The sequence below is a fragment of the Streptomyces sp. NPDC127092 genome (assembly GCF_042722475.1).
In the GTDB taxonomy this organism is placed as follows: domain Bacteria; phylum Actinomycetota; class Actinomycetes; order Streptomycetales; family Streptomycetaceae; genus Streptomyces.
This window is the reverse complement of the sequence record NZ_JBHXFE010000022.1, coordinates 127,626-139,878: the sequence shown is the minus strand read 5'-3', so window position 1 is coordinate 139,878 and position 12,253 is coordinate 127,626. Positions and strand designations below refer to the sequence as shown.

The window sequence follows — 12,253 nt, the reverse complement described above, 5'->3', positions numbered from 1 at the left end:
GGGGGGAGGGGGAGGAGGGGGGGGGTGGGGGGGGCGGGGCCCCTTTTTTTTCGCCCGGAGGGAGAACCTCTCCCCGCCCCCCACCAACCCCCCCTCCGCCCTTTGCCTGTCTGCGGTATCGCCCCGATGGGCCCCTCGTTACGATTCTGAGAGGCGTATTCGTACGGCGATTGCCGAGGGAAACGAGGAGCAGCCGTGGGGCGTCGGCTCGTACCGCTCACGCTGGACAACCTTCCGGATCTCCCCAAGCGTTGTCGCTCCTGTGTCTTCTGGGAGCTGGATCCGGTGAGTGGCGAAGCCGCCGTGAAGGCCGGCCGCCCCGAGTTGGAGAAGGAAGCCTGGATCTCGGCGGTGCTCCTGGAGTGGGGCTCCTGCGGCCGGGTGGTCTATGTCGACGAGGTGCCCGTCGGGTTCGTGCTCTACGCGCCTCCGGCGTACGTGCCCCGGTCCACGGCCTTTCCCACGAGCCCGGTCGCCGCTGATGCCGTGCAGCTGATGACGGCGTGGATCATGCCCGGGTACCAGGGGCAGGGGCTCGGCAGGACGATGGTGCAGACCGTCGCGAAGGACCTGCTGAGGCGGGGCTTCAGGGCGATCGAGGCCTTCGGTGACACCCGCTGGAAGGAGCCGGCCTGTGTGCTCCCCGCCGACCATCTGCTTGCCGTGGGTTTCAAGACCGTACGGCCGCACCCGAGCTTTCCCCGGCTGCGGCTGGAGTTGAGGACGACGCTCTCCTGGAAGGAGGACGTCGAGATGGCGCTCGACCGGCTTCTGGGAGCTGTGCAGAAGGAGCCGGTGCTGCGCCCGCTCTGACAGGACGACAGCGGCCCGCTCCCTCGGAAGGGGGCGGGCCGCTGCTGTTTCACGTGAAACAGCGGATGCCTTGAGGCGGGTGTCAGGCCTTCGGCTCGACGAAGCCCTCAAGGTCGCGCAGGAGCGCGGCCTTCGGCTTGGCGCCGACGATCGTCTTCACGACCTCGCCGTCCTTGTAGACGTTCAGCGTCGGGATGGACATGACGCCGTACTTGGCAGCGGTGGCCGGGTTCTCGTCGATGTTGAGCTTCACGATGGTGATCTCGTCGTGCTCGGCGGCGATGGCCTCGAGCGACGGGGCGATCTGGCGGCACGGGCCGCACCACTCGGCCCAGAAGTCCACGAGAACGGGCTTCTCGCTCTTGAGGACCTTCTCCTCGAAGTCAGCGTCGGTAGCGATAACGGTGGCGCCGGCCACGGCGTCCTCCTTCGGTTGGTGGGGTGTGGGGTGAGGAAGGCGTAGGGGGTCAGACCGCGGGGGTCTCGGCGAGCTTCTCGCTGTCGGCGAGAGCTGCCAGGAAGCGCTCGGCGTCGAGCGCGGCGGAGCAGCCGGTGCCGGCGGCGGTGATCGCCTGGCGGTAGGTGTGGTCGACGACGTCGCCGGCGCCGAAGACACCCGTGAGGTTGGTGCGCGTGGACGGGGCGTCGACCTTCAGGTAGCCCTCCGCGTCCAGCTCCAGCTGGCCCTTGAAGAGCTCGGTGCGCGGGTCGTGGCCGACGGCGATGAAGAGGCCCGTGACCGGGAGCTCGCTGGTCTCGCCCGTCTTGGTGTTGCGCAGGGTCAGACCGGTGAGCTTCTGCTCGCCGTGGATCTCGGCGACCTCGCTGTCCCAGGCGAACTTGATCTTCGGGTCGGCGAAGGCGCGCTCCTGCATCGCCTTGGAGGCGCGCAGCGAGTCACGGCGGTGGACGATGGTGACCGACTTGGCGAAGCGCGAAAGGAAGGTGGCCTCCTCCATCGCGGTGTCGCCGCCGCCGACCACGGCGATGTCCTGGTCCCTGAAGAAGAAGCCGTCGCAGGTGGCGCACCAGGAGACACCGCGGCCGGAGAGGGTGTCCTCGTTCGGCAGGCCGAGCTTGCGGTGCTGGGAGCCGGTGGTGACGATCACGGCCTTGGCGCGGTACACGGTGCCGGCGGTGTCCGTGACGGTCTTGATCTCGCCCGTGAGGTCCACGGCGACGATGTCGTCCGGCACGAGCTCGGCGCCGAAACGCTCCGCCTGGGCACGCATGTTGTCCATCAGGTCCGGGCCCATGATGCCGTCGCGGAAGCCGGGGAAGTTCTCCACCTCGGTCGTGTTCATCAGGGCGCCACCGGCGGTGACGGCTCCCTCGAAGACCAGCGGCTTCAGCGAGGCGCGGGCCGTGTAGAGGGCGGCGGTGTAACCCGCGGGCCCGGAGCCGATGATGATCACGTTACGGACGTCGCTCACGGGTTTCTTCCTCGTCTCTGCAGACTGCTGCCTACTGCCTACGGGGGCGGTCGGATCGGTCACTCTCACCCCACCCAACCGATCCTACGGGGCATGCATTCCCGGGACGGCCGCTCGGCACGACGCACACGCTCACGAGCGCGGAACGGACTCCTGAAGGAGGACTTCGCCCGTGGTGTTCCCGCCAGAGGCGGCGCAGGAGGCGTCCACGACATAGGCCTGGACGCGTGTGCTGTCCGAGGTGTCGGGGAGGACGAGGAGGTAGGCGGATGTGCCCTGGAAGTCGCCCTGCTGGAACGCGAGGACCGCGTCGGTGCGTCCCGTACCGGCCTTGACGCAGTCGGGCAGCGTGGCGGGCAGCGACCGCTTCTGTCCGTCGCCGGTGCCCTCGGCGGTGAGGGATTCGGGAGCGGAGCTCTGTTCCTGGGGAGCCTTGAAAGTGGCGTTCCGCTGGAGCAGCGCCTGCACGGTGGTCGTCACCGGCTCGCCGTCGAAGCGGGCGCTGTCCGCCGCGCTGACGGCGACGTCGGACTGCGTGCCGGTCTTCGTGTCGGCTCCGCCGACGTTCAGTGCGCCCGACTGGACGAAGAACAGGCTCAGCCCCAGGGCGGCAGCGCCGAAGACGGCACCGAGGGCCGCGACCCGGCGGCGACGGTTCCTGCGGGGACGACCGGGGCCGGAGGCGGCGGAGGACCGTCCGGCGGGCCGGCCGCCGGCGGGCGGCGCCGGTGCGGGGCGGCTGGGCGATGTTTCACGTGAAACATGCGCGTCGGCCTCGGGAGCGGTGGCGCTCAGCAGCGCTTCGGCGGCGAGTGCCGCGTCGATCCGCCCGGCGATCTCGGCGGGCATCCGCGGGGGGCCGGGCAGCGTGCCCAGGAGGCCTCGGATCTCCTCCAGGGAGGCCCGCACGTCGGCGCACAGGGGACAGGCGTCGAGGTGCAGCCGCACCGCAGCGCTGCGGGACGGCGAGAGCAGCCCCTCGGTGAGGTCGGAGATCTCCGAGACGTCCGGGTGCTGAGTCGTGTCGGCCGTGGAAGTCACGCGCGTCCACCTCCGCCCTTCACAGCCGCTGGATTGCTCAATCCGGTATCCGTCGGTCCCGGCACCGGTGGGACGGATGCCCCCGGCGTCCGGTTCCTTCCCCGGTCCGGGCTCTCGTTACCCACCGTGTCCCCGCGCAAATGAGTGAGCATCGGCAGCAGTCTGGCCCGCCCGCGCGCACAGCGGCTCTTCACGGTTCCGGTGGGGACATCGAGGATACGAGCGGCCTCGGCGACCGGGTATCCCTGCATGTCGACGAGGACGAGAGCTGCCCGCTGTTCCGTGGGAAGCGTGGAGAGGGCGGCCAGGAGCTGGCGGTGGAGGTCCTGGCGCTCGGCGGGCGCCTCGGCCGACTCGACCGGTTCGAGGAGCTGCTCGAACCGGTCGGTGTCGTCCACGGGCGAGGTCCGGCGCGAGGCGGCCTTGCGGGCCCGGTCGAGGCAGGCGTTCACCGTGATGCGGTGCAGCCACGTCGTGACGGCCGACTGGCCGCGGAAGGTGTGGGCGGCCCGGAAGGCCGACACGAGGGCGTCCTGGACGGCGTCAGCGGCCTCCTCGCGGTCGCCGAGCGTCCTCAGCGCCACCGCCCACAGTCGGTCGCGGTGGCGCCGTACGAGCTCACCGAAGGCGTGCTGATCGCCGGCCACATGGCAGGCCAGCAGTTCCTGGTCGCTGCGCTCGTCGCGTATGGCGTCGTCCAACGGTGAGCCCCTCCCCCCGGGTGTGGCGTCAGCTGGTGATCCTGATGTCCGAGATCTCGCCCCGGTAACCGCCTCCGCCGCTCGGCAGATCGGTCAGCCAGACCAGAACGTAGCGCGTCTTCACCGGCTTCGCGGGCTGGAGGGGCACCTGAGTGCCGGATCCCGAGGCCTGGGTGGCGTAGCCGCCGGGCTGGTCCGGACGCACGGACGCGTTCTCGGGGGCCGTCCTCAGCTCGACCGACGTCGAACCCTGGAAGGTGACCTCGACCTTGGCGACCTGCTGGACCGTGCCGAGATCGAGGATGATCCCGACGCCCTGCTTCAGGTTGCCGAACTTCGAGTACCCGTCGTACCGCATGGTCTTCCATGTGGTGGCCGGGTTGCCGTCGTAGGCGTTCTTTATCTGGTCGTGGTTCTCGGTGCCGTCGCCCTCCGGGTCGAAGTCGTACGCGCCGACGATCGTGACCGGCTTGCCCTGCGCCGCCGGCTCCTTCTCGTCGTCGCCCGGCTGCGGCTGCGTGTTCTGCGGCGTGTCCGTGCCCTTGTCCTGGTCGAGGAGCCGGTCCGCGATCTGCCAGCTGCCCAGACCCAGGGCGGCGATCAGCAGGGCCGAGACGGCCCACTTGAGCGCCTTGCCGGCACGGCTCTGCAGCGGCGGCGGCGGGACCACGATCGGCTGGGTGGCCGCGGGGCGCGGCTGGGGCCGGCCGTACGTGCCCTGCTGGTAGGTGGTGCGCTGGTACTCCGGCGGGGCGGGCAGCGGGAACTCCGGCTCCGGCGGGCGGATGCGCGGCATCGCGGCGACGGCCTTGGCGAGCTCGTCGGGTGTGGTGCAGGGCGGTTCCTGGCGCGAGGCGGTGGCCCCGTCGTTCGCGAGGGCGCGCATGGCGATCTCGGACAGGCCCCGGTGGACGCCCGCGCGGACCTGGTCGGGGGCGAGCAGCCCGACGCCCTTGGGCAGCCCGGAGAGGCCGTAGGCGTCGTTCTCGTACGGCCAGCGCTGGGTGAGTGCCGCGTAGAGCAGGGCACCGATCGCCTCGGTGTCCGTGCGCTGCGGGCGCTCGGCGCTGATGCCGCGCAGGGCGGCGTTTACGGCGAGCCCGCGGATGCGGTACTGGCCGGTCGAGCTGCGCAGCACGGCGCTCGGAGTGAGCCGGAGGTGGGAGAGGCCCTCGCGGTGGGCGGCGGCCATGGCCTGGGAGACCTGGCTGACGAGCTGGTAGGCGTCGTGCGGCTCCATGGGGCCGGCCGCGAGCAGCGCGGTCAGCTCGGTGGAGTCGGGCAGCCACTCGTGCACCACGTACACGAGGTCGTTCTCCTCGACGGCGTCGAGGACCTGCACGAAGCGGGGGTCGCCGAGCAGCGCCGCGGAACGCGCGGCGGCCAGCACGGAGCGGGCGCGGGAGTGGTCGGCGGGCAGGATGTGGACGCCGACGGCGCGGCGCAGTTTCTCGTCGACGGCACGCCAGCTGCTGAATCCGTCCAGTCGGGTGACGCACTCCTCCAGCCGGTACCGTCTCGCCAGCTTGTGGCCGCTGTGCAGCTCTGGTGCCGTGATGGAAGGCTGTTCGCCGTTCTTCCGTTCGCCCGCCTTGCTCTCCGTGGCCTCGGCGGACGTGGCCGCCTTCTTCTGCGCTTCCGCCACCCCGTCGGTCGCGGCCTTGTCCGCCTTGGCGGTCAGCGGGTCGTCACCGCTGTTGTCGGCCACGTCGACGGCAGCCGTGCTACGTTCCGCCACCGTCGTTCCTGCCTCCCCATCCGTTGCGCCACATCCAGCAGCCATGCCAATTGTGCCCACAGTCCGGCGCTATGCACGACACGCGTCGGCAGGCGATGGTTGTGCGAACCCCGCGCGCCCGGCGCCGATCAGCGCCTGATCAGCGGCCAAGACGCCCGCGGACCATGCCGACCATCGAGTTGAGCTCCGCGATCCGCATGCGGCGGGCCGCGACGAAGAAGACTCCCAGGAGAACCGCGCTGCCGACGAGCAGGGCGACGAGGGAGCCCAGGGCGCCCTCGCCGAGCAGCTTCAGAAGACCGAAGCCGGCCGCTCCGGCGACGATCGCCGCGGGCAGCGAGGCCAGACACAGGCGGGCGTAGGTACGCAGTACGTGGGCGCCGTCCAGATCGCCGCCGAGGCGGTTGCGCAGCCGGCGCCAGGCGACGCCCACGCCGACCGCGTACGCCAGGCCGTAGGACCCGGCCATGCCGACGACGGCCCACTGGGCGGGCAGCACCACGTAACAGACGGCGGAGGCCGCCGCGTTGACGGCGGCGACGATGACGGTGTTGTAGAAGGGCGTCCGGGTGTCCTCGTAGGCGTAGAAGCCGCGGAGCACGACGTACTGGACGGAGTAGGGAATCAGGCCGAGGCCGAAGGCCATCAGGATGAAGCCCATGCCCTGGGCGGCCTCGACGCCGCTGGAGGCGTAGAGCAGCGTGCACATGGGGACGCCGAGTGCCAGGAACGCGAAGGAGACCGGCACGATCGCGACGGCCGAGTTGCGCAGGCCCTGCGAGATGTCGTCGCGGACGGCGCCCGGGTCGTCGTCGGAGGCGGCGCGCGAGATGCGCGGCAGCAGCGCGGCCATGACCGAGACGGTGATGATGGCCTGCGGCATGCCCCAGATCAACTGGGCGTTGGAGTAGGCGAGGAAGCCGGCGCCGTTCTTGCCGGACTCCTCACCCGCCGCGGTGGCGAGCTGGGTGACGACCAGGACACCGGCCTGGTTGGCGAGCACGAACAGCACGGTCCACTTGGCCAGCCTGACGGTCTTGCCGAGACCGTGGCCCTTCCAGTCGAAGCGGGGACGGAAGCGGAAACCGGTCTCGCGCAGGTACGGGATCATCGCCAGGGCCTGGACGGCGAGTCCGAGCAGGGTGCCGACGCCGAGCAGCCGGATGCCCTCGTCGGGGATCGTCTGGACGCCCATGTGGGATTCGGCGGAGGTGCCGTAGACCCAGATGAACAGGCCGAACGTGGCGATCATGACGATGTTGTTGAGGACCGGGGTCCACATCATCGCGCCGAACTTCCCACGGGCGTTGAGGATCTGACCCATCACCACGTGGACACCCATGAAGAAGATCGTGGGCAGGCAGTAGCGGGCGAAGGTGACGGCGACGCTGTTGGCCGCCGCGTCGTCGGCGATGGTGTTGGACATCAGCCGGATCAGCAGCGGGGCGGCGAACACGGCGATGGCGACGATCGCTCCGAGCGCGACCATGACGAGGGTCAGCAGACGGTTGGCGTATGCCTCGCCGCCGTCGTCGTCGTTCTTCATGGAGCGGACCAGCTGCGGCACGAAGACCGAGTTGAGACCGCCGCCGACGGTGAGGATGTAGATCATCGTCGGCAGGGTGTACGCGACGGTGAAGGTGTCACCGAGGAGTGCGGCGCCGAGGGCACCGGTGATCACGAGGCTGCGGACGAAGCCCGTCAGCCGCGAGACGAGGGTGCCGGCCGCCATCACGGCGCTCGACTTGAGCAGCCCGGAGGCACGGCCGGCCTTCTTCGGGGCGGGCGCGGGCATGGGATTCGGCTCCGGAGAGGGCGGCGGCACCTGGCCGGGCGCCTGCTGGTCCCGGTAGAGGTGCGCGAACGCGTCGGGCTCCGGCTGCTCCTCCCCCGCCCGCGTCACCAGGTCGTCGACGCCGGTGAACTGGACCGTGCGGGCGTCGTCGCCGTACGGCAGGTGGCGGGACGGGCCGTCCGGCTCGGGGGCGGGGGTCTGGGCCCAGACCCGGGGGTCGGGGGCGTGCTGGGGCGCGGCCGGCTGCTGGTAGAGGGGCTGCGGCTCCGCGTAGGTGCCCGGCGGGGGCGGCGGATGCGCGGCCCGGTCGTAGAGCGCCTCGCTCACCGGGTCCTGGGCGGAGAGATCACGCGCCTGGTAGGGGTCGTGGGCGTAGGCGTCCTGGACGTACGGGTCCTGGGCATACGGATTCTGCTGGTCCGGTGCGTACGGGTCCGGGCCGGCCGGTGGTGGCGGCACCGGCGCAGGACCGGGTGCGGCGGGCGTTCCACCGGACGGCGCGGGACCGCCCGCGCCCTGCCCGCGGTCACCGTCGTACGGCGCGTTCATGGTTACCCCACCTCATCGTCCCCGGCCGACCGGCCACGACATCGCTCAACGGTCCACTTTCTCACCCGGGCCCGACGGGTCACTGCTTTCCGACCCGGTGTCCGGTGTCGGGTCACTCGGCTGCTCGGATTCCGCTTCCGCGTCCGCGTCGGCTTCCGCGCCGGCTTCCGGGCCGGTCCCGGCCGCGGTGGCGGCCGCCGGTCCGGCTTCCTCCTCCGAGGCCTCCAAGGCCTCCGAGGCCTCCGAGGCCTCCTCCGCCGCGTTCCGGGCGGCTGCGCGCTTGCGCTGGCTGTACATCCGGACGCCGGCGAGGACGAGCAGCAGCACACCGCCCGCGATGACGAGCATCACCGTCGGCGTGATCTCGGAGACCTTCACGGTGAAGGTCATCGGCTCGCCGTAGGGCGTGCCGTCCTCGGTGTAGAGCTGGGCCGTCATCGTGACCGGTCCGTTGGCGTTGGCCGAGGCGTCGAACTTCACCGACTGGCTGTGGCCGCCGTCGATCTTCACCGGCCGTGCGGCCTCACCGTTGTCGTCCAGGTCCAGACGCGTCTTGTTGCTGGACTTCAGCTTGAGGACCAGGTGGTCCACGCCCTGCAGCAGCCGGTTCTGCACGGTGACCGGGATGGTGGCGCTGCGGCCCGACAGCGTGAGGTCCGACTTCTCGATCAGCTGGACCTCCTCCGTGAGGCTCAGGAGGTAGTCCTGGACCTCCTTGCGGTAGAGGGCCGCCGACGCCGGTTCGCCGCGCCACGAGGTCGACATCTCGCGGCTGATCGCGTTGGTGAAGGGAGGCACGACACGGTCGGCGGCGGTCAGGATGACCTTGAAGTCGTCCAGCTGGTCGCGGGTCTCCTTCATCTGCCGGAAGGCGCCCGCACTGAGTTCCTGCTCGCGCAGCCTCTTCGGGTAGGACGCGCTGCTCGGCACCCGCTTCGACGCCTCGGGGTCGGACTGCGCGGCGGCGGCCGTCAGGTCGAGCGGCTCGGTCCAGCGCTTGGCGTTGAGCGCTTCGAGGGCCTTCGCCATGCTCTGGGCCTCGGCGGTGCTGGGCATGCGCTGCGGCGCGACCACGACACTGCGCTGGTCCTCGGGCAGCTCCAGGGTGATCGCGAGCGACTGGGCGAGGAACTGCTGGACGGCCAGGGTGGCGTCCTCGGCCCTGATCATCTCGCCCTGGAAGGCCTTGGAGAGTCCGGCGTCGCTGACGACGGCGGTCGTGCCGCCACCGATGGGGCGGGCCGAGGTCGGCGTGTACGAGAGGTCGTCACGGAAGCTGTCACTGCGCGCGATCACGTTGTGCGCGCCGGCGGAGGTGGCGACCGCCATGATCGAGGGGTCGACGGCACCGTCGACGGGCCAGGAGAAGTCGGTGGACGGCTTCACGTGGAGGACGGTCTCCACGGTGGAGGACGCCAGCGCGGTCGCCTGCTGGAGGTGGCTGAGGGAGCCCGGTACGTCCTTGCCGTGATGGGCCAGCGAGGCCAGATCGGGGTCGGCGAACGGCAGGGCGACCACCTTGTGGTTCTGTACGGCCTTCTCCAGGTCGTTCAGCCAGCGCTCGGCGACGGCCTGGTTCTTCCCGGCCACCTCGGTCGTCCCGCTCTTGACCATGTACGGCTCGGTCATGGCGGCGACGCTCGCCAGCAGGTCCGGGTCGATCACCCAGGTGACGGGCAGGTTCCTGCCGAGAGAGACCATCTCGTGCAGCCGGCCGCCGGGCGCGAGCTCGGCGGCCAGTTCGTCGTTCTCGAAGACGGGGGTCTGCTGCTGGTCCGCGCCCGTCTCGGCGGAGACATGGGACGTGGAGATCAGCGGCCACAGATAGGTGAGCTGCGTCTTCTTGTCGGTGGGCTCGGGCTGGTAGGGCAGCAGGGTCCGCTCGATGCCCAGCACCCGCTGGTAGGACTGGCCTGCCGTCTCTCCGGAGAGGGAGACACCGAGCTGATAGACACCGGCGTCGTCCAGGCCGAGCTTGGAGACCGGCACGGAGAGCGTGAACTCCCTGCTCAGGCCGGCGCCCAGCTCGGGGATCTTGACGGTGTAGGCCCCGCCGAGGGGAGCGGGGTCGCGTCCGTCCCGGTAGGTGCGGCGGCCGGAGACCTCGTCGATCTCGCTGCGGCTGGTCATCTGGGGACCGACGCGCAGATCGACCGTGGCATCGGTCACGGCCTGCCTGCCCTCGTTGGTGACCGTTCCCGTGATGGTGAGCGTGTCGCCCTCCACAGGGGCACTGGGAGCCAGCGTGTCGAGCGACACGTCCACGGTCCCGGCGCGCTTCGCGCTCTCGGCGGCCGCCGCCGTCGTGGGGGCGGCCACGCCCGGAAGGAATCCGCCCAGCAACGGGGCGGCGACGGCGAGTGAGGCCGTACGCCGCAGCCAGCGGCGGGCAGGTGAGGGAACGGTCCCCTGGATAGCTGCCGCCTCGGCCACGCGTCGCCCGTCCTCGTCGTTGTCTGTGGTGTCAGTGGTGTCGCTGGTTCCCGGTTGCTGTGTCCAGGCATGGTAACGAGGCACGCGGGGGCCAAGTGCCGGGGACTGCTCCAGCTGATGGGCGCGGGGTCCCGGGAAAACGGGGACGATGCGGTGAGCCGGGGCACGTACCCTTTTCTGTTGTGCCGAACGCCAACGAAGACACCACGCCCGCCCTGAGCCAGGTGCAACGCCGCGCGGTCAGTGAACTACTGCGTGTGTCCCCTGTCGCCGACGACCTCGCCCGCCGTTTCCAGGAGGCCGGGTTCCGCCTCGCGCTGGTCGGCGGCTCGGTACGCGACGCCCTCCTCGGCCGTCTCGGCAACGACCTGGACTTCACCACCGACGCCCGTCCCGAGGACGTACTGAAGATCGTCCGTCCCTGGGCCGACGCCGTCTGGGAGGTCGGGATCGCCTTCGGCACCGTCGGCTGCCAGAAGAGCGCCCGTGTCGGAGACGTCGTTCAGCACTTCCAGGTCGAGGTCACCACCTACCGCTCCGAGGCGTACGACCGCACCTCGCGCAAGCCCGAGGTCTCGTACGGAGACTCCATCGAGGAGGACCTGGTCCGGCGTGACTTCACCGTCAACGCCATGGCGGTCGCCCTCCCCGAGAAGGAGTTCATCGACCCGCACGGCGGTCTCGAGGACCTTGCCGAGATGGTGCTGCGGACCCCGGGCACGCCGGAGGAGTCCTTCTCCGACGACCCGCTGCGCATGATGCGGGCTGCTCGCTTCGCGGCACAGCTGGACTTCGAGGTGGCCCCCGAGGTCGTTACGGCGATGACGGAGATGGCCGGCCGGCTGGAGATCGTCTCGGCCGAGCGCATCCGTGAGGAGTTCAACAAGCTCCTGCTCTCGGCCCACCCCCGCAAGGGTCTCGGCCTCCTGGTCGACACGGGTCTCGCCGCCCATGTGCTGCCCGAGCTCCCCTCGCTGCGGCTGGAGAGCGACGAGCACCACCGGCACAAGGACGTCTACGAGCACTCGCTCACCGTGCTCGACCAGGCCATCGACCTGGAGGAGGACGGGCCCGACCTGGTGCTGCGTCTCGCGGCGCTGCTCCATGACATCGGCAAGCCGCGTACCCGTCGCTTCGAGAAGGACGGCCGGGTCTCCTTCCACCACCACGAGGTGGTCGGCGCGAAGATGACCAAGAAGCGCATGACCGCGCTCAAGTACTCCAACGAGATGATCAAGGACGTCTCGCGTCTCGTGGAGCTGCATCTGCGGTTCCACGGCTATGGCACGGGCGAGTGGACCGACTCGGCCGTCCGCCGCTATGTGCGGGACGCCGGACCGCTGCTCTCCCGCCTGCACAAGCTGACCCGCTCCGACTGCACCACGCGCAACAAGCGTAAGGCCGCCGCGCTCTCCCGCGCCTACGACGGCCTGGAGGAGCGCATCGCCAGGCTGCAGGAGCAGGAGGAGCTGGACTCGATCCGCCCGGACCTCGACGGCAACGAGATCCAGGAGATCCTGGGCATCCGCCCCGGGCCGGCGGTCGGCCAGGCCTACAAGTTCCTGCTGGAGCTGCGGCTGGAGAACGGGCCGATGGAGCACGACGCCGCCGTTGCCGCGCTCAAGGAGTGGTGGGCGGCACAGGGCGACTGACGCGGGTCCCTCGCCGTTTCACGGTCGACGTTTCACGTGAAACACCGAACATGAAAAGGCGACACGAGGTCCGGCGAGGGGGGATGTTTTCCCTGAAA

At 70.4% G+C, this 12,253-nt stretch carries 9 protein-coding genes; 2 read left to right on the top strand and 7 right to left on the bottom strand.

Features of this window, described 5'->3' with window-relative positions; translation table 11 throughout:
• Window positions 1-195 precede the first annotated feature (195 nt).
• Window positions 196-813 carry a GNAT family N-acetyltransferase gene (locus tag ACFWJO_RS20035; RefSeq protein WP_386866854.1) on the top strand — a complete coding sequence of 206 codons (618 nt, stop codon included), beginning with the start codon at window positions 196-198 and terminating at the stop codon, window positions 811-813.
• Window positions 814-895: 82 nt separating this feature from the next.
• On the opposite strand, the gene trxA is transcribed toward ACFWJO_RS20035, so the two are convergent.
• The 7 genes from trxA to ACFWJO_RS20000 all read right to left on the bottom strand — a co-directional run bounded on the left by trxA (window position 896) and on the right by ACFWJO_RS20000 (window position 10,503).
• Entirely contained in the window at window positions 896-1,231 is a 336-nt protein-coding gene (gene trxA / locus ACFWJO_RS20030) for a thioredoxin (protein WP_384417877.1), read from the bottom strand.
• Window positions 1,232-1,280: 49 nt separating this feature from the next.
• On the bottom strand, window positions 1,281-2,246 hold the full coding sequence (trxB, locus tag ACFWJO_RS20025) for a thioredoxin-disulfide reductase (protein ID WP_386866852.1): 966 nt from the start codon (window positions 2,244-2,246) through the stop codon (window positions 1,281-1,283).
• 132 nt (window positions 2,247-2,378) lie between these two features.
• On the bottom strand, window positions 2,379-3,287 hold the full coding sequence (locus tag ACFWJO_RS20020) for a hypothetical protein (RefSeq protein WP_386866850.1): 909 nt from the start codon (window positions 3,285-3,287) through the stop codon (window positions 2,379-2,381).
• Window positions 3,284-3,988, bottom strand: a complete 705-nt coding sequence (sigM, locus tag ACFWJO_RS20015) for an RNA polymerase sigma factor SigM (protein WP_386866848.1) — start codon at window positions 3,986-3,988, stop codon at window positions 3,284-3,286. The genes ACFWJO_RS20020 and sigM overlap by 4 nt, the downstream gene beginning before the upstream one ends.
• Before the next feature lie 28 nt (window positions 3,989-4,016).
• A complete protein-coding gene (locus ACFWJO_RS20010; RefSeq protein ID WP_386866846.1) occupies window positions 4,017-5,726 on the bottom strand; it encodes a serine/threonine protein kinase in 1,710 nt (569 codons plus the stop codon).
• Between the two features lie 139 nt (window positions 5,727-5,865).
• Window positions 5,866-8,070: a murein biosynthesis integral membrane protein MurJ gene (murJ, locus tag ACFWJO_RS20005; RefSeq protein ID WP_386866844.1), complete on the bottom strand. Its 2,205-nt coding sequence runs from the start codon at window positions 8,068-8,070 to the stop codon at window positions 5,866-5,868.
• A 45-nt stretch (window positions 8,071-8,115) separates the two neighbouring features.
• Complete coding sequence (locus tag ACFWJO_RS20000; protein ID WP_386866843.1) at window positions 8,116-10,503, bottom strand: DUF6049 family protein; 2,388 nt, start codon at window positions 10,501-10,503, stop codon at window positions 8,116-8,118.
• 182 nt (window positions 10,504-10,685) lie between these two features.
• Between ACFWJO_RS20000 and ACFWJO_RS19995 the strand changes: the two genes are divergently transcribed.
• Complete coding sequence (locus ACFWJO_RS19995; RefSeq protein ID WP_386866841.1) at window positions 10,686-12,155, top strand: CCA tRNA nucleotidyltransferase; 1,470 nt, start codon at window positions 10,686-10,688, stop codon at window positions 12,153-12,155.
• The last annotated feature ends 98 nt before the right edge of the window (window positions 12,156-12,253 follow it).